28 protein-coding genes are annotated in these 21,778 nt (G+C 65.3%); 22 read left to right on the top strand and 6 right to left on the bottom strand.

Going from position 1 to position 21,778, the window contains the following annotated elements; genetic code table 11:
• Window positions 1-22 precede the first annotated feature (22 nt).
• Together ARC39_RS19250 and ARC39_RS19245 are read left to right on the top strand one after the other, a co-directional pair.
• Entirely contained in the window at window positions 23-346 is a 324-nt protein-coding gene (locus ARC39_RS19250) for an ArsR/SmtB family transcription factor (protein ID WP_068116622.1), read from the top strand.
• Window positions 343-777: an SRPBCC family protein gene (locus ARC39_RS19245; protein ID WP_068116621.1), complete on the top strand. Its 435-nt coding sequence runs from the start codon at window positions 343-345 to the stop codon at window positions 775-777. Before ARC39_RS19250 ends, ARC39_RS19245 begins: the two co-directional genes overlap by 4 nt.
• A 395-nt stretch (window positions 778-1,172) precedes the next feature.
• Here the strand turns inward: ARC39_RS19245 and ARC39_RS19240 are convergent, their stop codons facing one another.
• Both ARC39_RS19240 and ARC39_RS19235 read right to left on the bottom strand, forming a co-directional pair.
• Window positions 1,173-1,493: a hypothetical protein gene (locus tag ARC39_RS19240; RefSeq protein WP_068116618.1), complete on the bottom strand. Its 321-nt coding sequence runs from the start codon at window positions 1,491-1,493 to the stop codon at window positions 1,173-1,175.
• Window positions 1,494-1,523: 30 nt separating this feature from the next.
• Window positions 1,524-1,796, bottom strand: a complete 273-nt coding sequence (locus ARC39_RS19235) for a hypothetical protein (protein WP_068116616.1) — start codon at window positions 1,794-1,796, stop codon at window positions 1,524-1,526.
• Between the two features lie 564 nt (window positions 1,797-2,360).
• On the opposite strand from ARC39_RS19235, the gene ARC39_RS19230 reads away from it, so the two are divergent.
• On the top strand, window positions 2,361-3,722 hold the full coding sequence (locus ARC39_RS19230) for an NAD(P)-dependent oxidoreductase (protein ID WP_068116614.1): 1,362 nt from the start codon (window positions 2,361-2,363) through the stop codon (window positions 3,720-3,722).
• A 14-nt stretch (window positions 3,723-3,736) separates the two neighbouring features.
• Window positions 3,737-5,044, top strand: coding sequence for an NAD-dependent dihydropyrimidine dehydrogenase subunit PreA (gene preA, locus ARC39_RS19225; protein WP_068116612.1), 1,308 nt, complete (start codon window positions 3,737-3,739; stop codon window positions 5,042-5,044).
• Between the two features lie 137 nt (window positions 5,045-5,181).
• On the opposite strand, the gene rplI is transcribed toward preA, so the two are convergent.
• From rplI to rpsF, 3 genes are read right to left on the bottom strand one after another with little or no spacing between them, the layout of a single operon-like run.
• The gene (gene rplI, locus ARC39_RS19220) at window positions 5,182-5,805 is read right to left on the bottom strand and encodes a 50S ribosomal protein L9 (protein WP_068116610.1); all 624 of its coding nucleotides are present in this window, start codon (window positions 5,803-5,805) and stop codon (window positions 5,182-5,184) included.
• Window positions 5,806-5,817: 12 nt separating this feature from the next.
• Window positions 5,818-6,045, bottom strand: a complete 228-nt coding sequence (rpsR, locus tag ARC39_RS19215) for a 30S ribosomal protein S18 (RefSeq protein ID WP_005608650.1) — start codon at window positions 6,043-6,045, stop codon at window positions 5,818-5,820.
• A 29-nt stretch (window positions 6,046-6,074) separates the two neighbouring features.
• Window positions 6,075-6,431, bottom strand: a complete 357-nt coding sequence (gene rpsF / locus ARC39_RS19210) for a 30S ribosomal protein S6 (protein ID WP_068116608.1) — start codon at window positions 6,429-6,431, stop codon at window positions 6,075-6,077.
• Between the two features lie 252 nt (window positions 6,432-6,683).
• On the opposite strand from rpsF, the gene ARC39_RS19205 reads away from it, so the two are divergent.
• Window positions 6,684-7,265, top strand: coding sequence for a YceI family protein (locus ARC39_RS19205; RefSeq protein WP_068116606.1), 582 nt, complete (start codon window positions 6,684-6,686; stop codon window positions 7,263-7,265).
• Window positions 7,266-7,375: 110 nt separating this feature from the next.
• Here the strand turns inward: ARC39_RS19205 and ARC39_RS19200 are convergent, their stop codons facing one another.
• On the bottom strand, window positions 7,376-8,584 hold the full coding sequence (locus ARC39_RS19200) for a cytochrome b/b6 domain-containing protein (protein ID WP_068116603.1): 1,209 nt from the start codon (window positions 8,582-8,584) through the stop codon (window positions 7,376-7,378).
• 161 nt (window positions 8,585-8,745) lie between these two features.
• Here ARC39_RS19200 and fabD point away from each other — a divergent pair, with 161 nt between their 5' ends.
• The 17 genes from fabD to ARC39_RS19120 all read left to right on the top strand — a co-directional run bounded on the left by fabD (window position 8,746) and on the right by ARC39_RS19120 (window position 21,776).
• The gene (gene fabD / locus ARC39_RS19195) at window positions 8,746-9,687 is read left to right on the top strand and encodes an ACP S-malonyltransferase (protein WP_068116601.1); all 942 of its coding nucleotides are present in this window, start codon (window positions 8,746-8,748) and stop codon (window positions 9,685-9,687) included.
• A gap of 61 nt (window positions 9,688-9,748) precedes the next feature.
• Window positions 9,749-10,486 carry a 3-oxoacyl-[acyl-carrier-protein] reductase gene (gene fabG, locus ARC39_RS19190; protein WP_068116599.1) on the top strand — a complete coding sequence of 246 codons (738 nt, stop codon included), beginning with the start codon at window positions 9,749-9,751 and terminating at the stop codon, window positions 10,484-10,486.
• A gap of 306 nt (window positions 10,487-10,792) precedes the next feature.
• Window positions 10,793-11,026 carry an acyl carrier protein gene (locus ARC39_RS19185; RefSeq protein ID WP_068116597.1) on the top strand — a complete coding sequence of 78 codons (234 nt, stop codon included), beginning with the start codon at window positions 10,793-10,795 and terminating at the stop codon, window positions 11,024-11,026.
• Between the two features lie 213 nt (window positions 11,027-11,239).
• Complete coding sequence (gene fabF / locus ARC39_RS19180) at window positions 11,240-12,502, top strand: beta-ketoacyl-ACP synthase II (protein WP_068116595.1); 1,263 nt, start codon at window positions 11,240-11,242, stop codon at window positions 12,500-12,502.
• Complete coding sequence (mltG, locus tag ARC39_RS19175) at window positions 12,502-13,656, top strand: endolytic transglycosylase MltG (RefSeq protein ID WP_068116593.1); 1,155 nt, start codon at window positions 12,502-12,504, stop codon at window positions 13,654-13,656. Before fabF ends, mltG begins: the two co-directional genes overlap by 1 nt.
• A 189-nt stretch (window positions 13,657-13,845) precedes the next feature.
• Window positions 13,846-14,187, top strand: coding sequence for a hypothetical protein (locus tag ARC39_RS19170; protein ID WP_068116591.1), 342 nt, complete (start codon window positions 13,846-13,848; stop codon window positions 14,185-14,187).
• Entirely contained in the window at window positions 14,126-15,469 is a 1,344-nt protein-coding gene (locus tag ARC39_RS19165; RefSeq protein WP_068116588.1) for a DNA-packaging protein, read from the top strand. The genes ARC39_RS19170 and ARC39_RS19165 overlap by 62 nt, the downstream gene beginning before the upstream one ends.
• A gap of 165 nt (window positions 15,470-15,634) precedes the next feature.
• Window positions 15,635-16,828 carry a phage portal protein gene (locus ARC39_RS19160; RefSeq protein WP_068116586.1) on the top strand — a complete coding sequence of 398 codons (1,194 nt, stop codon included), beginning with the start codon at window positions 15,635-15,637 and terminating at the stop codon, window positions 16,826-16,828.
• A 21-nt stretch (window positions 16,829-16,849) separates the two neighbouring features.
• Window positions 16,850-17,410, top strand: a complete 561-nt coding sequence (locus ARC39_RS19155) for an HK97 family phage prohead protease (RefSeq protein WP_068116584.1) — start codon at window positions 16,850-16,852, stop codon at window positions 17,408-17,410.
• A gap of 42 nt (window positions 17,411-17,452) precedes the next feature.
• Window positions 17,453-18,628 (top strand): phage major capsid protein, encoded by a 1,176-nt coding sequence (locus ARC39_RS19150; protein WP_068116581.1) that lies wholly within the window; start codon window positions 17,453-17,455, stop codon window positions 18,626-18,628.
• A 166-nt stretch (window positions 18,629-18,794) separates the two neighbouring features.
• Window positions 18,795-19,394 carry a head-tail connector protein gene (locus ARC39_RS19145; RefSeq protein WP_068116580.1) on the top strand — a complete coding sequence of 200 codons (600 nt, stop codon included), beginning with the start codon at window positions 18,795-18,797 and terminating at the stop codon, window positions 19,392-19,394.
• Complete coding sequence (locus ARC39_RS19140) at window positions 19,391-19,738, top strand: phage head closure protein (RefSeq protein WP_068116578.1); 348 nt, start codon at window positions 19,391-19,393, stop codon at window positions 19,736-19,738. The genes ARC39_RS19145 and ARC39_RS19140 overlap by 4 nt, the downstream gene beginning before the upstream one ends.
• The gene (locus tag ARC39_RS19135) at window positions 19,735-20,145 is read left to right on the top strand and encodes a DUF3168 domain-containing protein (RefSeq protein WP_068116576.1); all 411 of its coding nucleotides are present in this window, start codon (window positions 19,735-19,737) and stop codon (window positions 20,143-20,145) included. The genes ARC39_RS19140 and ARC39_RS19135 overlap by 4 nt, the downstream gene beginning before the upstream one ends.
• A gap of 36 nt (window positions 20,146-20,181) precedes the next feature.
• Window positions 20,182-20,595, top strand: coding sequence for a phage major tail protein, TP901-1 family (locus ARC39_RS19130; RefSeq protein ID WP_068116574.1), 414 nt, complete (start codon window positions 20,182-20,184; stop codon window positions 20,593-20,595).
• A 3-nt stretch (window positions 20,596-20,598) separates the two neighbouring features.
• The gene (locus ARC39_RS19125; protein ID WP_068116573.1) at window positions 20,599-20,922 is read left to right on the top strand and encodes a gene transfer agent family protein; all 324 of its coding nucleotides are present in this window, start codon (window positions 20,599-20,601) and stop codon (window positions 20,920-20,922) included.
• Window positions 20,846-21,133: a rcc01693 family protein gene (locus ARC39_RS25395; RefSeq protein WP_438273274.1), complete on the top strand. Its 288-nt coding sequence runs from the start codon at window positions 20,846-20,848 to the stop codon at window positions 21,131-21,133. The genes ARC39_RS19125 and ARC39_RS25395 overlap by 77 nt, the downstream gene beginning before the upstream one ends.
• Window positions 21,114-21,776 carry an RcGTA-type gene transfer agent tail tape measure protein gene (locus tag ARC39_RS19120; RefSeq protein WP_068116571.1) on the top strand — a complete coding sequence of 221 codons (663 nt, stop codon included), beginning with the start codon at window positions 21,114-21,116 and terminating at the stop codon, window positions 21,774-21,776. Before ARC39_RS25395 ends, ARC39_RS19120 begins: the two co-directional genes overlap by 20 nt.
• Window positions 21,777-21,778 lie beyond the last annotated feature (2 nt).

The raw sequence follows: 21,778 nt of genomic DNA, 5'->3' as shown, positions 1-21,778 counted from the left end.
AAAGGTATCACGTGTGGGGACCATGACCGTCACACCACAGGCCGCCTTCCGCGCGTTGGCCGATCCCACGCGACGCGACATTCTGATGATGCTGCGTGGGCAGGAGCTGACCATTGCGCAGGTGGCCGAGAATTTCGACATGACCCGTGCAGCGGTGAAGAAGCACCTCGTCGTGCTCCGCGACGGCGGGATGATCCGAACCCGCCCATCGGGCCGCGAGCGGATCAATTCCATCGACCCAGCCGGCATGGCGCCGGTACTGGACTGGCTGACGGCCTTCGATCTCTTTTGGGACGACCGTCTGGCCGCGCTCCGACAAGCCATTGAAGAGGAGGATAAAAAATGAGCAATGCGACGTTGAGGAAGACGATCTACCTGCCGGTGGGGGCGGCGCGTGTCTGGGCATTCCTGACCGAACCGGAGAAGCTGGCAACGTGGTTTCACAAGCCGGAAGTTCCGCTCAGCGAAGGCAGCAGCTACGAGATGTTCGGGACGAGCAGCGGCGACAGGCTGATGTGGGGCGAGGTCATCGCCGCGCGGCCGCACGAGTATCTTGAATACAGTTTCGAGATAGGACCGCTGCAAGGGCACAAGACGCGTGTCGCGTGGACGCTCGAAGAGGTGCCTGGCGGAACGCGGCTTTCGCTGGAACATAGTGGATTGCCGGAAGGCGAGGCGGGGTTTGGACTCGTTCTGGCGCTCGACGAAGGCTGGGACTCCCACCTGGCAAGGCTTCGTCTGCACGTGCCAGACGTGGAGATGGAAAAATCCGCCTGATCTCTTGCCGAATGCGCCGGCGACGCCTATTTCGGGCGTTGGCGGCTCTGCCCTCCTCGTGCCTGGGTCAAATTCCGGTGGCCTTAAGCAATTCCGAGGGAGCTGGCTCTGTCCGGATCCTGGTCCGGTTACCTGGCGCCCACCTGTATATACAGGTCCTCGGGAATGAAACACCCTCACGGTTGCGCGCGGTCCCCGCCACGATTTCACTGCCGGCAAACGGTCGTTTCGACCGGGTTGCCGGGGTGAAATGACCGGAAGCGCGGTCGTTTTTCACGCAGATTCGTACAATTCGCGACCAGACGCGGGGTTTCGTGCCGTGACGGACAAGTCCGGTCGGAATGACCGCCGAAAACGACCGAAATCAGATGGAGCGGTGTCGGATCGGCGCCGCGTCAGCGGCGATCGTCGGACGCGGTCACCGCGAGCGAGCCGTCGGCCGGTACGGTCGGCGTCGCGAAGGAGATCCGCTTGCCCCGGCCGGTGTCGTCGTCGTCCTCGTGCATCCGCATGACGGAGATGCCGAACTGGACTCCGGCGAAGACGATCCCGTTGAAGACGAAGAGCATCAGAGCCGCGATCCATCCGCCGCTGGAATGGGTGACCAGATGCCAGAGGTTCGCCACGTTCAGCCCGAACAGCAGCGCCACGAAGGCCGCCGACAAGAGGAAGCCAATTGCAACCTGACGGATGTAGAGGCGGACGAGTTCTGGCATGGTCGAATCCCTGCAAGGCTATCGAGCGTTTCAGAAGAGTTTAGCGCAGGGGCGCGCGGGTTCCAAATTAAAATTCTTGAATATGTTTTCGTCGCCGGCGTAGCGACGCGACGGAGAGCGGCCTGTTACCGGGCCGGAGATGGATGCGATCATGCTCCGGGCGGCGGAAACGGTGTCCGCGCGGTCGGCATCGTCGCGGCGCGACGCCGGAAAGGCGCAGGTCTCGCAGGAAAGCTCGGTGTCGCCATCCACCATCAGAATGCGGATGCGGGCCGTGTCCGGTGCGTTCGAGGTGTCGATCATTGACAGACCCTCCGATCAGCTGCCCGGACGCCGTCACGTTGCCATAGCAATGTCCGGTCGCACTGCTGTCATTACGGGAAACCGATTGATGCGGTTGCGCGGCGCCGGAAACGGGGGAGCCGTGCGCCTTGGCGAGAGCCGTTTTGCCGGCGTGCGTCTTGTGCCTTGTCGACGTAAGCGCACCGGTCTGACCTTCTTCGGATCGTCACGTCACATCGCGTGGAACACCCGTTGCAGCCGCGCATCCCTGAGGGTTCCACGCCGTGACCGCCCGTTGTCCCACCGTTGTCCGATGCACGATCGCACACCGCCCGCCGACAGCCGAACGCCAGGGGCGGGGACCAGCCGTTCCGAAGGAACCCCCGGCCCATGCTCGGGCAGGGGCGGAGGGAAGCAGGCATAGGTCAGTGTGTGTGCCGAAGCGCGGGAGTCCCGCCGAAAAAGGCGGCACTCGGCAGACGGCGCGGTGGAATCTGGCGTTTCCAGAAAATTTACCGTTTGATAAAAAATCTGACCTGTGTCAGCCTTTGGAGAAAGAAAATGTCTCCAGCAGGGGTTTGCACGATGCAAAACAGCCAGAGGACGCCGGGCGTCGTTCCCGGTCGGCTCGATCAAGCCACCTACCGTCAGAATTTCGACGATCTCCATGCGCCGCTCGATACGCATGAGGCACGCGTTGCCGCGGACCGGTGCTATTTCTGTTACGACGCGCCGTGTACCACGGCCTGCCCGACGGCGATCGACATCCCGATGTTCATCCGGCAGATCCAGACCGGCGATCCCGACAGTGCCGCGCGCACGATCTTCGACCAGAACATTCTGGGCGGCATGTGCGCCCGGGTGTGCCCGACCGAGACGCTGTGCGAGGAGGCCTGCGTGCGGCAGGTGGCGGAGGGCAACCCGGTGGAGATCGGGCAGCTTCAGCGCTACGCGACCGATCATCTCATGGCGCAGGACCCGCATCCCTACAGCCGCGGCGCGCCCACCGGCTGCAAGGTTGCGGTCGTCGGCGCGGGGCCGGCGGGACTGGCCTGCGCGCATCGCCTCGCCATGCGTGGCCATTCGGTCGTGGTTTTCGACGCGCGCGAGAAGGCTGGCGGGCTGAACGAATTCGGCATCGCCGCCTACAAGGCGCCCAACAGCTTTGCCGCCGCCGAGGTGGAGTGGCTGCTCGGGATCGGCGGTATCGAGATGCGCTATGGCCAGCGGTTGGGCGAGGGTCTGTCGCTGGAGGAATTGCAGGAGGCGTTCGACGCGGTGTTCCTCGGCATGGGACTGGCCGGTGTGAACGCGCTGCGTGTCGAGGGCGAGGAGCATGCGCATGTGCGCGACGCGGTGGATTTCATCGCCGAGTTGCGGCAGGCCGACGACCTGTCCGTGCTGCCCGTTGGGCGCGACGTGGTGGTCATTGGCGGTGGCATGACGGCGGTGGACGCCGCGATCCAGTCGAAGCTGCTCGGGGCGGAACATGTGACGATGGTCTATCGCCGGGGGCGCGACCGGCTGTCGGCCTCGACCTTCGAGCAGGAACTGGCGACGGCGAAGGGCGTGAAGATCGTGCTGAACGCCCAGCCGGTGGCGTTCAACAGCGATGATGGCAAGACCGTTTCGTCGGTGACCTTCGCCTATACGGAGGACGGGCCGACGGGGCTTGTCGCGTCCGAAGAGACCTTCACGATCAAGGCCGACCAGGTCTTCAAAGCCATTGGCCAGGCCCTCAGCGGCGTGCCGGGCGTGTTGGAGACCGAAGGCGGCAAGATCGTCGTCTCGGACAGCGGGCGCACGTCGATCGAGGGGGTCTGGGCCGGGGGCGACTGCGCGTCCGGCGGCGACGACCTGACGGTGACGGCTGTCGCCAATGGCCGCGACGCGGCCGAGGACATTCACATGGCGCTGACCGGCGTCACCGCCGTCGCGGCCGAATAGGGGAGAGCGCAGAGATGGCTAGTCTTGCATCCGAATTCGTCGGGATCAAATCGCCCAACCCGTTCTGGCTCGCCTCCGCGCCGCCGACGGACAAGGAATACAATGTCCGCCGCGCCTTCGAGGCGGGCTGGGGCGGCGTCGTGTGGAAGACGCTGGGCTCCGAAGGGCCGCCGGTGGTGAACGTCAACGGACCGCGGTACGGCGCGATCTGGGGCGCGGACCGTCGGTTGATCGGGCTCAACAACATCGAGCTGATCACGGACCGGCCGCTGCAGCAGAACCTGCAGGAGATCAAATCCGTGAAGCGCGACTATCCGGACCGCGCGGTGGTGGTGTCGCTGATGGTGCCCTGCGAGGAGGATGCCTGGAAGGCGATCCTGCCGGTGGTCGAGGAAACCGGCGCCGACGGGGTGGAACTGAACTTCGGCTGTCCGCATGGCATGGCGGAGCGCGGCATGGGCTCGGCCGTGGGGCAGGTACCGGAATACATCGAGATGGTGACGCGCTGGTGCAAGCAGAACACCCGGATGCCGGTGATCGTGAAGCTGACACCCAACATCACGAACATCGTCTACCCGGCGGAGGCGGCAAAGCGCGGCGGCGCGGATGCGGTCTCGCTGATCAACACGATCAATTCCATCACATCGGTCGATCTCGACGCGATGAGCCCGGAGCCGATGATCGACGGCAAGGGGACGCACGGCGGATATTGCGGCCCGGCGGTGAAGCCGATCGCGCTCAACATGGTGGCGGAGATCGCGCGCAACCCGGAGACGGCGGGTATCCCGATTTCCGGCATCGGCGGGGTGACGACCTGGCGCGATGCGGCGGAGTTCATGGCGCTGGGGGCTGGCAACGTGCAGGTCTGCACCGCCGTGATGACCTACGGGTTCCGGATCGTCGGGGAGATGATCTCGGGGCTGTCGTCGTGGATGGACGAGAAGGGGTACAGCTCCGTCAGCGAGGTTGTTGGCAAGGCCGTGCCGAACGTCACCGACTGGCAGTACCTGAACCTGAACTACATCACCAAGGCCGAGATCGACCAGGAGGCCTGCATCAAGTGCGGGCGCTGCTACGCGGCCTGCGAGGACACGTCGCACCAGGCGATCCTGATGAAGGAGGGCCGGGTTTTCGAGGTGGACGATAGCGAATGCGTCGCCTGCAACCTCTGCGTCAACGTCTGCCCGGTCGAGGGGTGCATCAGCATGCGCAAGCTTGCAGCCGGCGAGATGGATGACCGCACCGGGCGGAACGTGCCCGCGGAGCCGGGCGACTGGACGACGCACCCGAACAACCCCGCCAAGGTGATCGCCGCACAGTAGCGGGCGCGGCGGGGGCGTGGACCGCCACCACCGCCACCGGGAAAAACGAAAGGCGCGCCGCAATCGCGACGCGCCTTGTTGTTTTGATACCGTGTCGGGCGGCGGATGAGCACCGCCCGCGATGGCGCTTGGGCCGATCAGTCCTCGATCGGGTCCTGCGGCGCCTCTTCGGCGGTCGCGCCCTTGAGGTCTTCGTCGTCGGCGGCGGCCGACCCGATGTCGTCGAAGAGTTCGGCGATCTCGAATTCGGCGGCCTCTTCCTCTTCCTGGGCGAGTTCCTGGATCGACTTGCCGGACGCCTGAAGCTCGGCTTCCTCTTCCGAACGGGCGACGTTCATGACGATGGTGACGACCACTTCGGGGTGGAGGTTCACGTGTACGTCGTGCAGGCCGAGTTCCTTGATGGGCTTGGCCAGCGCCACTTGTTTCTTGTCGACGGAGAACCCGCCTTCGGTGGCCGCGTCGGCGGCGTCACGCGTGGTGACGGAGCCGTAGAGCGCACCGGTGTCGGAGGCGGAGCGAATCACGATGAACTGCTGACCGTCGAGGCTGGCGGCGAGCTTCTCGGCTTCGGCCTTCGTCTCGAGGTTGCGGGCTTCGAGCTGGGCCTTCTCGGCCTCGAACCGGGCCTTGTTGGCCTCGGAGGCGCGCAGCGCCTTGCCCTGGGGCAGCAGGAAGTTGCGGGCATAGCCGTCCTTGACGGAAACGACTTCGCCCATCTGGCCAAGCTTGGCCACACGTTCCAGAAGGATAACGTCCATGGGGCTCGCTCCTTATTTCACGGCGTAGGGCAGCAGGGCGAGGAAGCGGGCGCGCTTGATGGCGCGGGCCAGTTCGCGCTGCTTCTTCGCCGAGACGGCGGTGATACGGGAGGGCACGATCTTGCCGCGCTCGGAGATGTAGCGCTGGAGAAGACGGGTGTCCTTGTAGTCGATCTTGGGCGCGTTCTCACCGGAGAACGGGCAGACCTTGCGGCGGCGGAAAAACGGTTTTGCAGCCATGAGTTATGCTCCTTTTCTCGGGTTTCGGATCAGCGGCGCTCGCGACGGCGGTCGTCGCGGTCGTCGCGCTTCTGCATCTGGATCGACGGGCCTTCGGCGTGGGTGTCCACCTTGATGGTGAGCACGCGCATCACGTCGTCATGCAGGCGCATCAGGCGTTCCATTTCCTGCACGGCCGGCGCGGGCGCGTCGGTCTTGAGGAAGGCGTAGTGGCCCTTGCGGTTCTTGTTGATCTTGTAGGCCATGGTCTTGACGCCCCAGTATTCCTGGTCGACGACTTGGCCACCATTGTCGGCCAGAACGGTCGAGAAGTGCTCGATCAGCCCTTCGGCCTGCGCGTTGGACAGGTCCTGACGCGAGATGAAGACATGCTCGTAAAGCGGCATGCGAACTCCTGTCATTTCTAAAGCGGCCTTCATAGGGCGGGCGATGATCTCCGCTGCCCGACCACGAGAGGCGCCGCTGGTCATATCAACTTGCGGAGATGGGGGCAGTTACGCCAATCGCCCTCGCGATGCAAGACCGAAGCGGTTGCGCGCTGGCGATAGCGCGTCTGTGCGGCGGTGCAGAATTTTCAAGGGAGGGAATGGTGCCATCTTCCGAAGCGTCAAGATCAACAACCCGAACAGGACCATAAAATGACGACTTCCTCCCGCATCGCAACTCTCGCCGCCGTCGCGGTGCTCACCTCGGCAGTGGCGGCCACGGCCGAGAAATACGTGCTGGATTCCAGCCACAGCCAGGCGGTTTTCACGTATAACCACCTCGGTTACTCGACCACCACCGGCATGTTTTCCGGCTTCGAGGGCGAGATCGACTTCGACATGGAGGACCCGGCGAACAGCTCGGTGAGCGTGTCGCTGCCGGTGGCGTCGATGCTGACCGGCTGGGAAGAGCGCGATGCGCATTTCAAGGCCGAGGACTTTTTCGGCATCGAGGCCAACGCCCTGGTGACGTTCAACTCGACCGGCATCGAGGTGACCGGTGAGGACACGGCCAAGATCACCGGCCTGCTGGCCATGAACGGGGTCGAGAAGGAAGTGGTGCTGGATGCCAAGCTGAACGCCGCCGGCGTGCATCCGATGGCCGAAAAGGAATGGGCCGGGTTCGATGCGACCACGACGCTGGTGCGGTCGGATTTCGACATGGGGCTATATGCGCCCTATGTCAGCGACGAGGTGGATGTCACGATTTCCATCGAGGCCATGAAGGCCGAATAATCCACGCGCCACTCACGGACGTAAGGACGGCCGCCGGAGAAATCCTGCGGCCGTTTTCCTTTGCGATGACGCGGGCGCGCGCGGCGCTGCCCGCGTTCGGGATTGCGGTACTAGCGGCTGCGGTCCGCCGTCAGTGCGATGTTGACCGCGACGTCGAAACCCAGCGTGCCGGCGTTGGTCTGGCTGTCTCCGATATGGAAGTCGCGGCGGTCGAGCGTGAGGCTGCCGTTCATCGTGGCGGTGTCACCGTCGATCTGCAGGGTGAAGGGCATGTCCACTGGTACCTCGGCGCCGCGCAGGGTCAGGCTGCCGGTGGCCAGGAACGTGCCATCGTCGCCCGGACGCAGGTCGGCACGGAAAGTGGCGGTCGGAAAGGCGGCGACATTGAAGTAGTCGGCCCCCATTGCCTGTTCCGTGACGGAACCGAGGGTCAGCGATCCGATTGCGATCGTGACCTCGGTGGTCCCGTGGCTGCCGTCGACGGGCGTTTCGCTGAAGTCGATCCGGGCGTTCCAATCCGCGAAGGTGCCGCTGACATCGGAGCCCATCTGGCTGACGGTGATTGCAAGCGTGCCGTCCGAGACCAGCCAGTCGCCGCCCGTTTCCGCCACGATCGGCGCGGGCTCGGCATCGCGGGGAGATTGCGGGGGCGCATAGAGACCAACGGCAGCGCCGCCGCCAACCGCGATCATCGCCGCAGCAAGTGCCGCGAGCCCGGCCGCACGGCCGGTATGGGTGCCGCCGGTGCCCACGGCCCGCACGCCGGACACCATGCGGCGCAGGGTGGCGTCGCGGTCGATGACGTGGTGTTTGAGCGCGCCCGCGACGTGGAGCCCGAGCGCGGCGACAAGGGTCAGGACGCTGACCAGATGCAGCCCCGAGAAGACGGCCGAGAGCGGTTCTGATTTCGGCACGAGCGGCAGCGACTGACCGAGGGGCCACCAGATCGGCGCGAATCCCTCGGAGGCGGCGTGGTGGATCCAGCCGGTAAGTGGGGTCGCGACGAGCGCGATATAGAGCAGCGTGTGGATGGTTTCGGCGAGGCCGGCCTCCAGCGGCTTGTCGCCATTGAGCAGGCGCGGCCGCGTTTGGGTGGCCATCCAGACGAGGCGCGTCAGGGCGACGAAGAAGACCGCGACGCCGAGGGTCTTGTGCAGGCTGAAGAGCCACATCTTTTGCGCCAGTTGCGCGGCGGTTTCGTAGGGCCATTGCTCGGCGATCAGTCCAAGCGGCAGCAGGACGAGAATGAGGGCGGCGGTGAGCCAGTGCAGCAGGCGCGTTGCGAGGCCGTAGCTGTCTTCGGTATTGGCGAGGGTCATGCGCGTGTCTCCGGGAGGGAACGTGTTTGCCCAAGAGATACGGGCGCGCGCGGGCGGGGCACATGGCAACCGCCGCACAGAGCATGTGCGCGCGTCGCTTGTGGGTTCGGGCGCATGGGGATACACCGGCGCAACGTAACGGCAAGATCGGGAGTGAGAGCATGAGCCGGGCATTCGTTTTTCCGGGGCAGGGCGCGCAGGCAATCGGGATGGGGAAGGCGCTGGCCGATGCCTATCCGGCGGCGAAGGCGGTATTCGAGGAGGTCGATGCGGCGCTGGGCGAGAAGCTCTCCGACCTCATCTGGGAGGGCGAGATCGAGACGCTGACGCTCACCGAGAATGCCCAGCCGGCGCTGATGGCCACGTCGCTGGCGGCGATGAAGGCGCTGGAGGCCGAGGGGGTCGGGATCGAGGCGGCGCGCTTCGTGGCCGGGCATTCGCTCGGCGAGTATTCGGCTCTGGCGGCGGCGCAGGCGCTGAGCATCACCGACACGGCACGCCTGCTGCGCACCCGCGGCAAGGCGATGCAACAGGCGGTGCCGGTCGGCGAAGGGGCCATGGCCGCGGTACTGGGGCTGGACCTTGCCACGGTGACGGCGGTGGCCGAGGAAGCGGCACAGGGCGACGTTTGCGCGGCGGCCAATGACAACGATCCCGCGCAGGTCGTGGTGTCCGGCGCGAAGGCGGCGGTCGAACGCGCGGTGGAGATCGCCAAGGGCAAGGGCGCGAAGCGCGCCATCCTGCTGCCGGTCTCCGCACCCTTCCATTGTGCGCTGATGCAACCGGCGGCGGAGGTGATGGCCGAGGCGCTGGCGGGCGTTGACATCGCGGCGCCGAAGGTCCCGGTGGTGGCAAACGTGCGGGCCGAGGCGGTGACGGAGCCGGACGAGATCCGCGCTCTGCTCGTGGAGCAGGTGACGCATGCGGTGCGCTGGCGCGAATCCGTCGCATGGATGGCGGGTCAGGGCGTGAGCGAGACCTGGGAGATCGGCGCCGGCAAGGCGCTGACCGGGATGATCCGGCGCATCGACCGGTCGGTTGCAACGCGCGCCATCGGCGCGCCGGACGATGTCGCGGCTGCGGTCGAAAGCGCAAAGGGCTGAACCGGGCGCGATTCTCGAGCGAGAATTCGTGGCCCGTCGGAACGTTTGGGAAGGAATGCACATGTTTGATCTGACTGGGAAGGCCGCGCTTGTCACCGGGGCATCCGGAGGCATTGGCGGCGCGATTGCCAAGGCGTTGCACGAGGCCGGCGCGACCGTCGGGCTTTCGGGGACGCGGGTGGGCCCGCTGGAGGCGCTGGCGGCCGAACTCGGCGAGCGGGCACATGTTCTGCCCTGCAACCTCGGCGATGCGGAGGCCGTCGACGCGCTGCCGAAACAGGCCGCCGAGGCAATGGGCGGGGTGGATGTGCTCGTCAACAACGCCGGGATCACCCGCGACCAGATCTTCATGCGGATGTCGGACGAGGAATGGGCGCAGGTTCTGGAGGTGAACCTGACCTCCACGATGCGTCTGTGCCGGGGCGTGATGCGGCCGATGATGAAGAAGCGCTGGGGGCGTATCGTCAATATCTCGTCGATTGTCGGCGCCACCGGAAACCCCGGACAGGCGAACTACGCCGCCTCGAAGGCGGGGATGATCGGGATGACGAAGTCTATTGCCTACGAGGTTGCCAGCCGGGGAATCACGGTCAACGCGGTGGCGCCCGGGTTCATCGCAACGGCGATGACCGACAAGCTCTCGGATGACCAGAAGGCGCTGATCAATGCCAAGATCCCGGCCGCGCGCATGGGATTGCCGACGGAGATCGCCGCGGCGGTGCTCTATCTGGCAAGCCCGGAAGCGGGCTATGTCACCGGCGCGACCCTGCATGTCAATGGCGGCATGGCAATGATCTGAGGCCCGCTGAACGCGGCCATTCGGCGTATCTGCCCTTGCGTCCAGCGCCCCTGTTGCCCATGTTTCGGTGCACGTATCGCAGACGGGCGGCGGCAGGCAAAACGCCGCCGGTCAAAGCGTTTGCTTTTGCAGGGGAACGTGCTAAAGGCGGCGCAGTTTGCGGACGGGTGCCCTGTGGAGGGGATCGCCGGACCGGGAATCCCACGGCTGCCGGGGATGAGCCGCCCCTTGCGGGGCAACGATTCAAAGTGCCCGAGGGGCGCGGACAAGAACGGGGCAGCAAGCCCCAACGGATGAGGAAGTGACATGAGCGACATCGCGGATCGCGTGAAGAAGATTGTGGTCGAGCACCTGAGTGTCGACGAGGACAAGGTGACCGAGAGCGCGTCGTTCATCGACGACCTGGGCGCCGACTCGCTCGACACCGTCGAACTGGTAATGGCCTTCGAGGAGGAATTCGGTATCGAGATCCCCGACGATGCGGCCGAGACGATCCAGACGTTCGGCGATGCGGTGAAGTTCATTTCCGAAGCTGCCTGATCGGTTCGTCCACCGATCCAGCGGGATCAAGAAACGATGGCGTTCCATCCCGGGGCGCCATTTTTCGTTTGCGGCGGCCGTTTCGGGCGGTGCGGTTCGGCGGTGGCCTGCTGATGCCGGATCGCGCCCTCAACCGGTGCGGCGCATTGTTGCGAAGGGCTTGCGGCCCGTGTATCACCCCCGAAAGACAACAAAACAACCAAGGTGCAAGACATGCGGCGAGTGGTAGTCACCGGATTGGGAATGATCAGCCCCCTGGCATGTGGCGTGGAGGAAACCTGGAGTCGCCTTCTGGACGGCGAGTCCGGTGCCGGCCCGATTACGCGGTTCGATCCGGAGCGGGTGACGACGAAATACGCCTGCGAGGTTCCGTTGGGAGACGGGACGGACGGGACATTTAACCCCGACGACTGGATGGCCCCGAAGGAACGCCGGAAGGTCGACGATTTCATCCTCTTCGCAATCGCGGCCGCCGATCAGGCGGTACAGGACGCCGGCTGGGCGCCCGAGGACGAGGAAAGCCTGTTGCGGACCGGCGTGATGATCGGCTCGGGCATCGGCGGGCTGAGTTCGATTGCCGACACCGCCATCCTGATGAACGAGAAAGGGCCGCGGCGCGTCTCGCCGTTCTTCATTCCCGGGTCGCTGATCAACCTGGCCAGCGGACAGGTGAGTATCCGCCACGGGTTCAAGGGACCGAACCATGCGGTCGTGACGGCCTGTTCCACCGGCGCGCATGCAATCGGCGACGCCTCGCGGCTGATCGCATTCGGCGACGCCGATGTGATGGTCGCCGGGGGCGCGGAGAGCGCGATCTGCGAGCTGGGGATTGCCGGTTTCAATGCCTGCAAGGCACTGTCCACCAAGCGGGCGGACGATCCGAAGGCGGCCAGCCGGCCGTGGGATTCGGAGCGCGACGGCTTCGTGATGGGCGAGGGCGCGGGCGTTGTCGTGCTGGAGGAATACGAACACGCGAAGGCGCGCGGCGCAAAGATCTATGCCGAGATCCTTGGCTACGGCATGTCGGGTGATGCCTATCACATCACGGCGCCGTCCGAGGATGGCGACGGCGGGTTCCGTTCCATGAAAGCCGCGTTGGCGCGCGCCGGGCTGGAGCCCGACGCAATCGACTACATCAACGCGCATGGCACCTCGACGATGGCGGACACCATCGAGATGGGCGCCGTTGAGCGCCTTCTGGGCGACGCGGCGGGCAAGGCGACGATGTCGTCCACCAAGTCTTCGGTGGGGCACCTGTTGGGGGCCGCCGGCGCGGTGGAGGCGATCTTCTCCATTCTCGCGATCCGCGATCAGGTGGCACCGCCGACGATCAACCTCGACACGCCGCCGGAGGGTGCGAAGATCGACCTCGCGCCGAACGGCAAGCGGGAGCGCGAGATCAATGTCGCCCTGTCCAACTCCTTCGGGTTTGGCGGCACGAATGCGACTCTCGTCATCGGCAAGGTCGACGGCTGATGGCGCGGGCACTCGCCTCCAACGCGCTGACCGTCTTTGTCGTGCTGATGGTGGCGGTTGCCAGTATCGTGGCCTGGGGACGCAGCCAGTATGCCGGCGAGGGGCCGCTCGAAGAGGCGATCTGCCTGGTCGTGCCGTCCGGCGCGTCGATGTCGCGCGTCTCCCGGGATCTGGAAGAACAGGGCGCGATCAGCAGCGGTACGATTTTCCGCCTTGGCGCGGAATACAGCGACCGTGCGAACCAGCTGAAGGCTGGGAGCTTCGTCGTGGAACCGCGCGCGTCCATGGGGGAGATCGTCGAGATCATCACCGCCAGCGGGCGGAGCACCTGCGGGACCGAGATCAACTATCGCATCGGCGTGGCGGCCGCGAACATGGTCGTTCGTGAACTGGATCCGGCGACACAGGAATACGTGGAACTGGCCAGCTTCAGCCCGGGCGAGGAGGCCGCGCCTGACGGGCTGGACGCGATCATGGCGAACCCGAGCACCCGGTTCCGCGTGACGCTCGCCGAGGGCGTGACAAGCTGGCAGGTGGTCGAGGAACTGAAACAGGCGCCGTTCCTGAGCGGGGAGGTGGCGGCGGTTCCGGCGGAGGGGAGCCTGGCACCCGACAGCTACGAGACGCCGAACGGGGCGGACCGGGCGTCGCTCGTGCAGGAGATGGAAACGCGGCAGGCGGCCATCCTGAGCGACCTCTGGGCGGCGCGTGCCCCCGGGTTGCCGCTGGAGACGCCGGAGGAAGCGCTGACACTGGCCTCTATCGTGGAAAAGGAAACCGGCGTGGCCGAGGAGCGCCCGCTGGTGGCGAGCGTGTTTGTGAATCGACTCAACGACGGCATGCGGCTGCAGACCGACCCGACGGTGATCTATGGAATCACCGAGGGCAAGGGACCGCTGGGCCGCGGCATCCGCCAGAGCGAGCTGCGCGGGGCGACGGCCTACAACACCTATGTGATTCCCGGACTGCCGCCGACGCCGATTGCGAATCCGGGGCGCGAGTCCCTCGCGGCGACGCTCAACCCGGCCGATACCGATTACCTTTTCTTCGTGGCCGATGGCACCGGCGGGCACGCTTTCGCCGCCACGTTGACGGAGCACAACCGCAATGTGCAACGCTGGCGCGAGATCGAGGCGGAGCGCGCGAACCAGTAGGGAAAAGGTTAAAAAACAGTAACCTGGCGTGCGCCGTTCAGGTCGCGAGTGAGCCATCGAGCTTGACTCTCCGAACGGTCTAAAGTAGAAACAGGTCAAGCTGGAAGAAGTGGGCAAGCGCCGGACCGATGGTCCCGGCGCTTTTTCGTTTCGCTCGTGCGGAGGCATGAGAAAGAGCAGGTTCATAGAATGGATAAACCCTTTGGCCCCGAGACATCGGGAGACGAAACCGGCCAGTATTTTGATCAGGCCGTCACGCTCTATCGCAGCGGCTCCAAGGAGCTGACGGATATTATTGAAGAGATCGGTCGGGGGAAGACCGAGCGGGCAAAGAAGCTGCAGGGGGTTCTCTCGGAGCTCCGGAAGGCTTCGGTCACCATGATGGAAGAGGCGCGCAATGTCGAAGATCTTCGCCGAAAGCTCGTCGGGAATGTTCACCAGCAGGCTTTCGACCTTGCCGCGGCCCGCGATGAGATCGGGAGCCGAATTGCTCGCCTCCGAGCCGCCCGAGGTGCAGGCGGCGTTTCTTGAGGGCCTGAGCCGGGAGGCGTTGTGCGCGTTGCCCTGGCTCTTCGAGTTCTGGGCAATGCCGCATCAACTCCCGCCGGCGGGGGATTGGAAGACCTGGGTGATCCTGGGCGGGCGCGGCGCGGGGAAGACCCGCGCCGGCTCGGAGTGGGTGCGTTCCAGGGTCGAAGGCGCGCGCCCACAGGACCCCGGTATCGCAAGCCGTATTGCGCTGGTGGGCGAGACGATCGAGCAGGTTCGCGAAGTGATGATCTTCGGCGACAGCGGAATTCTCGCCTGTTCGCCGCCCGACCGTGTTCCGGAGTGGCAGGCGGGGCGGAAGCGGTTGCTCTGGCCCAACGGCGCGGTGGCACAGGTTTTCTCGGCGCATGAGCCTGAGAGCTTGCGGGGGCCGCAGTTCGACTGCGCCTGGGTGGACGAGCTGGCGAAGTGGAAAAAGGCGGAAGAGACGTGGTCGATGCTCCAGTTCGGGCTCCGGCTTGGCGAGAACCCGCAGCAATGCGTGACCACGACACCGCGGAATGTGCAGATCCTGAAGGATTTGCTGAAACGGGAATCGACGGTGGTGACCTCGGCGTCGACGGAAGCGAACCGGGCCAACCTGGCGGAGAGTTTCCTCTCGGAGGTGCAGGCAAGATACGGTGGTACCAGCCTTGGGCGGCAGGAGTTGGAAGGCGTTTTGGTGGAGGACACCGACGGCGCGCTCTGGACCTCTGCCCTGATCGAGAACGCGCGCCGCGACGCGGCCCCGGAGCTGGACCGGATCGTTGTTGCCATCGACCCGCCGGTGACGGGACATGCCGGTTCGGACGAATGCGGCATTGTCGTTGTCGGTGCGGAAACCAGGGGCGATCCGAAGGATTGGGTGGCCTGGGTGCTGGAGGACGCCTCAGTATCGGCCGCATCGCCCTCGGCCTGGGCACATGCGGCGGTGGCGGCACTGGAACGGCACGGGGCGGACAGGTTGGTCGCGGAGGTGAACCAGGGCGGCGAAATGGTCCAATCGGTATTGAACCAGATCGACCCGATGCTGCCATTCAAGGCGGTGCGGGCCCAGAAGGGCAAGGCCGCCCGGGCGGAACCTGTGGCGGCGCTCTACGAGCAGGGCAGGGTTCGGCACCTGCGGGATATGGGCGATCTGGAAGACCAGATGTGCCGGATGACGACCCGCGGCTATGACGGGCGGGGCTCGCCGGACAGGCTGGACGCGTTGGTCTGGGCGATGACCGAGTTGATGATCGGGCCGGCCGGGCAATTCCGCCGGCCCCGGGTACGGACGCTTTGAGCGCCGGGATCTACTGACACGAGACAGACGAGAGAGCGAGGCGCGCCTTGGTGAGGGGCGTGCCCTCTCTCGGTGTGCCCGCCCCCTGCCGACTGGCAGGGGGCCGGGCCGATGACGCCGGGGCGCCGTGCCCCGTGGGAAACATGGAACAAGGAGCAATGGCGCATGGTACTGGATTTCCTGCGACGGTCCGGCGACGCGACCGAGACACCCCGGCCGCCGGAACGAAAGGCATCGGCCACGGGGCCGGTGGTTGCCTGGCAGGGTTCCGGGCGCGTGGTCTGGTCGCCGCGCGATACGGTCTCGCTGACCAAAACCGGGTTCACCGGCAATCCCGTCGGTTTTCGCTGCGTGAAGCTGATCGCGGAGGCCGCGGCGGCCGTGCCGCTGATCTGCCAGGACGGGGCCCGGCGGTACGAGGTGCATCCGGTCTTGTCCTTGCTGTCGCGTCCGAATGCGGCGCAGGGGCGGGCGGATTTGCTGGAGGCGCTCTACGGGCAGATCCTCCTGTCCGGAAACGGCTATATCGAAGCGGTCGGAGACGGCGCGTTGCCATTCGAGCTTCATGTCCTGCGCAGCGACCGGATGGACATCGTCCCCGGGTCGGATGGCTGGCCCGTAGCCTACGAGTATTCCGTGGGCGGGCGGAAACACCGGTTCGACATGAGGGCAGAGGTTCCGCCGATCTGTCACATCCGCAGTTTCCACCCGCAGGACGACCACTACGGCCTGTCGCCCATGCAGGCGGCGGCCACGGCGATTGACGTGCACAACAGCGCGTCGCGTTGGTCAAAGGCGCTGCTCGACAATGCGGCGCGTCCCTCGGGCGCGATTGTCTACAAGAGTTCGGATGGTGGGCCCGGCACGCTCACGGCCGATCAATACGACCGCCTGCTCAGCGAAATGGAGATGCATCACCAAGGCGCCCGGAATGCGGGCCGGCCGATGCTGCTGGAGGGCGGGCTCGACTGGAAGCCCATGGGGTTCTCCCCTTCCGACATGGAGTTCCAGCAAACCAAGTCGGACGCGGCGCGAGAGATCGCAACGGCTTTCGGCGTGCCGCCGATGATGCTGGGGATCCCCGGAGACCTGACCTACGCGAATTACCAGGAGGCGAACCGGGCGTTTTACCGCCTGACCGTTCTGCCGCTGGCGAGCCGCGTGGCGGCGACGATCGCCGATTGGCTCTCCCGGTTCCAGGACGAGTCGATCGCGCTGGCGCCGGACCTGGATCAGATCCCGGCTCTCAGTGTCGAGCGGGAAGCGCAATGGGCGCGTGTGGGTGCAGCGACGTTTCTGACCGACGCGGAGAAGCGCACCCTTCTGGGCCTTCCTCCGCTCGTGGAAGGCGGCGCCTGAGGCAAGAGAGAGGATCGAGATATGGATCAGACGTTCGGCTCCGGACTGGAGCGAAAATTCTGTCAGTTCGAAGCGGCGCTGACGGTGAAGGATGGCGCCGTGATCGAGGGGTACGCCTCGTTTTTCGGCAAGACGGACCAAGGCGGCGACGTGGTACAGCCCGGCGCCTATGCGGAGTCGCTGAAGGCTCTGGAGGCGGCTGACCGGCGGGTGAAGATGCTTTGGCAGCATGATCCCGCGCAACCCATCGGCGTATGGGACGAGGTTCGGGAAGATGCGCGCGGGCTCTACGTGAAAGGCCGCATTCTGACCGAGGTCGGAAAGGGCCGGGAGGCGGCAGCGCTGATAGACGCGGGCGCCATCGACGGGTTGTCAATCGGCTACCGCACCAAGCGGGCCGAGAAGGATGCAAGGGGCCAGCGGCTCCTGCACGATCTGGAGCTTTGGGAAGTGTCGCTCGTGACCTTTCCGATGCTTCCCGAAGCGCGGGTGGGTGCCAAGGGGGAGAGCCCCGAGACCGGCCTGATGCGCGAGCTGGCGGAGGCGCTGGAGGCGGCCCGCCGCGACATGGCGGCAGAGTAGCCGCCGGACCTCCCCCTAGCCCATTTAGGAAGGACCCATGCGATGAGCACAGCCGAGACGAAGGCTCGGGCCGGGCAGGAATTGCCCGATTTCAAGGAGGCCATGGCAGGTTTTCTGAGTGATTTCAGAACCTTTCAGGCCGACGTAAAGAACAGAATTCACAAGCAGGAAGAGCGACTGACCATGCTGGATCGGAAAACCATGATTGCCGGACGCCCGGCGCTTGCCACCCAGACCGAGGCCGGGGGAGCCCCGCACCAGAAGGCGTTCGAAGCCTATCTGCGGTCCGGTGACGACGACGCGCTGCGCGGCCTGGAACTGGAGGGCAAAGCGCTCTCGACGGCGGTCGCGGCCGACGGCGGCTACCTGGTGGACCCCGAAACCTCCGAAACCATCAAGAGCGTTCTGATGTCGAACGCCTCGATCCGTTCGATCGCCAATGTGGTGTCGGTCGAGGCAACGTCGTTCGATGTTCTGATGGATCACGGTGAGCTCGGGTCCGGATGGGCGACCGAGACCGGCTCGTCCATCGAAACCGATACGCCGCAAATCGAGCGGATCACCATCCCGCTGCACGAGCTTTCGGCGCTGCCGAAGGCCAGCCAGCGGCTCCTCGACGACAGCGCCTTCGACATCGACGGCTGGCTCGCCGGCCGCATCGCAGACAAGTTTGCCCGCGCGGAGGCCGCAGCCTTCGTCAATGGCGACGGCGTCGACAAGCCCACGGGTTTCCTGACGCATCCAACGGTCGACAACGACAGCTGGAGCTGGGGCAATATCGGGTACGTGGCGTCGGGCGCGGACGGCGGGTTTTCCGGCGCGGACTGCTTGATCGACCTGGTCTATTCGCTTGGCGCCGAATACCGCGCGGGCGCGACCTTTGTCATGAACTCCAAAACCGCGGGCACGGTGCGGAAACTGAAGGACGGCGACGGCCGCTTCCTGTGGTCCGACGGACTTTCGGCCGGCGAGCCGGCCCGCTTGCTCGGCTACCCGGTGATGATTGCCGAGGACATGCCGGACATTGCCACCGGCTCCGCCTCCATCGCGTTCGGTGATTTCTCGGCCGGTTACACCGTTGCCGAGCGTCCGGACCTTCGGGTGCTTCGCGACCCGTTCTCGGCCAAGCCCCACGTGCTGTTCTATGCCACCAAGCGCGTGGGCGGCGACGTGAGCGATTTCGCCGCAATCAAGGTGCTGAAATTCTCGGCGAGCTAACGCCTCCCGGGAATGGCGGTTTCGGCCCCTCACGGTCGAATCCGCCGGCGGGTGCGTGCCGTGAAGTGATTCACCGCGTTGACCAGCTGCTCCCCTCCGTCCGAGCAATGCGGGGTGCGCGCCTGCCAAGTCCACCTTTTGAGGGGCAGAACATTCGGAGAGATGAATGATGCTAGTCGAGCAGACCACAGCGCCTGCGGCAGCACTGCCGGTTGCGGATTTCAGAGACCATTTGCGCCTGGGCACCGGGTTTGCCGATGAGGGGGGCGAGGACAGCCTGCTGGAGACATTCCTGCGTGCGTCCATCGCGGCCGTGGAAGCGTGGACCGGGAAAGTGCTGCTGGAGCGGACCTTCACGTTTTCCCTGACAGCCTGGCGCGACGGGCGAGCGCAGGTGCTTCCGGTGGCACCTGTGAGCGAGATCACGGCAGTGAGGATCACCGACTGCCTGGACTGGGAGAGCCTTGTCGATACCTCGAAGTACCGGTTGCAGCAGGATACCCATCGCCCGGTGCTGATGGCGCGCGGTAGCCGACTGCCGACCATCCCGCCGCAAGGGTCCATTTCCATAGACTTCACGGCGGGCTTCGGTCCGGCCTGGGCCGATGTGCCGGCGGATCTTGCGCAGGCGGTGATGCTACTGGCGGCCTACTACTTCGAGTACCGGCACGAGATGCGGGTCGGTGGCGCAGTCATGCCCTACGGCGTGTCTTCGCTGGTCGACCGTTGGCGGAACGTCCGGCTTGTCGGTGGGGGTGCGAGATGAGCACCGCGCAGCCGGAACTAACGCGCAAGCTGACGCTCGAGGCGCTGGAGCGGGTGCCTGACGGCGCGGGCGGCTTTGTCGAGTCCTGGTCTGTTCTCGGCACGCTTTGGGCAGAGGTCAAGGCTGGCACGGGCAAGGAGACCGAGGAGGAATTCCTCACGCTTTCGACGGTGCCGTACCGTATCACGGTTCGTTCTGCACCGCCCGGTGCGGCGAGTCGGCCGAAGGCCGATCAGCGTTTCCGGGAGGGGAGCCGTGTATTCCGGATACTGGCTGTCGCCGATGCGGACGTGCGCGGCCGCTACCTGACCTGCTTCACGAGGGAAGAGGAGGTTTCGGCATGAGCTACGGAACGGCGGCGGCGCTACAATCGGCGATATACCAGCACCTTCAAGCAGACAGCACCCTTTCCGGGCTCGTCGACGCGGAAATCTACGACGCCGTGCCGACCGGAGCTGTCCCCGCCCTCTACATCAGCCTCGGCCCGGAGACGGTCACGCCGGCGGGCGACAAGACGGGCGAGGGTGCCAAACATCGGTTCACGGTGAGTGTCGTGGCGGAGAGTGGCGGATTCCTAGCGGCGAAGGATGTGGCCGTTGCCGTTTCCGACGCCCTGCATGGTGCCGCGCCAACTCTCGGGCGCGGCCGTATCGTTCAGATGCGGTTCTTGAAAGCGACCGCACAGCGCGTTGGTGCTGGCACCAAGCGGCGCATTGATCTGCGTTTCGAGGCGCTGGTCGAGGATGATTGAGTTTCAACGGAAATCACGGGATAGCGGAGATCGGCCATGAGTGCACAGGCGGGCAAAGACCTTCTAGTCAAGATCGACATGACAGGCAGCGGCGAGTTCCAGACGGCCGCGGGCCTGCGAGCGACGCGGATCAGTTTCAACGCCGACACGATTGATGTGACGAGTCTGGAGAGCCAGGGCGGATGGCGCGAGCTGATGTCGGGTGCCGGAATGCGGAGTGCGTCCATCAGCGGATCCGGTGTCTTCAAGGACGAAGAGACCGACGAAAGGGCACGGTCTGCTTTCTTTTCGGCAGAGACGCCTGTCTTCCAGGTCGTGATCCCGGACTTTGGGACGGTTGAGGGCGCGTTCCAGATTACAACCTTGGAGTATTCCGGCAGCCACGACGGCGAGGCGACATACGAGATGTCCCTGGCGTCGGCCGGTCCGCTTCTGTTCTCGGCGCTGTAGGCGATGGCAAACCCTTGGACCGGGGAAGTGTCGCTGACCCTCGATGGCGTTCCGTATCAATGCAAGCTGACGCTTGGGGCGTTGGCCGAACTGGAGGACACGCTTTCGGAGGGATCGCTGATCGACCTCGTGGAACGATTCGAGGCCGGGCGCTTTTCGGCGCGTGACGTGCTCGCTCTGATTGTCGCTGGGTTGCGCGGCGGCGGTTGGACCGGGCGCACGGAAGACCTTCGGACAACAGAGATTGGTGATGGACCGGCGGAAGCGGCCAAGGTGGCAGCGCAGTTGCTCGGCCGGGCCTTCTCTCTGCCCGACAGTGCCCGATAAGCCGATGGATTGGGCTGGCTTAATGCGGTTGGGGTTATGCCAACTCGGGCTCGCCCCAGAAGTATTCTGGCGACTGACCCCTGTGGAATTGTTGGTGATGCTGGGAATGGAAACGACCCAGGCACCGATTACGCGTGCGCGGCTCGAGGAGCTCGCGCGCGCCTATCCCGATATTGAGAAAGGGGGCAGCCATGGCGCTCGACCCGGATGATGTGGAGGCACTCGATGCACAGATCGAGGCCCTGGAAACGAATTTGGATGGCGCGGGGTCGCTTGTGGCGATCTTTGACAGTGAGCTTCGGAAAATGCAGGAGAGCATCACCCGAACAAGCGCTAGCGTTGGCTCACTTTCGACGACAATCGGTGGCGGGTTGAGGCGTGCCTTCGACGGGTTGACGTTTGACAGTATGAAGGCTTCTGACGCGCTGAAAACCGTCGCGCAATCGATTGTGAACGCGACATATTCTGCTGCGGTCAAGCCGGTCACAAGCCAGGTGGGCGACATGATCGCCAGTGGCATAGCCGGCCTCGGTGCCGCGGCCTTTTCCAACGGTGCGAGTTTCAGCCAGGGGCGCGTGATGCCGTTCGCCAAGGGTGGCGTTGTCGCGAGTCCGACGACGTTCCCAATGCGAAATGGGACCGGGTTGATGGGCGAAGCGGGGCCCGAAGCAATCATGCCGCTGACGCGGGGCGCCGACGGATCGTTGGGCGTACGTGCTGAAGGTGCTGCGTCCAGACCGATCCAGGTCGTCATGAACATCAGCACGCCTGACGCAGAGGGCTTTCGAAAGAGCCAGACGCAGATCGCCGCGCAGGTTGGACGCGCGCTCGGACGCGGGCAACGCAATCGGTAGTG

It is taken from the genome of Tropicimonas marinistellae (assembly GCF_001509585.1).
Lineage (GTDB): Bacteria > Pseudomonadota > Alphaproteobacteria > Rhodobacterales > Rhodobacteraceae > Tropicimonas > Tropicimonas marinistellae.
The sequence above is the reverse complement of the archived record's forward strand: the minus strand, read 5'-3'. Positions and strand labels throughout refer to the sequence as shown.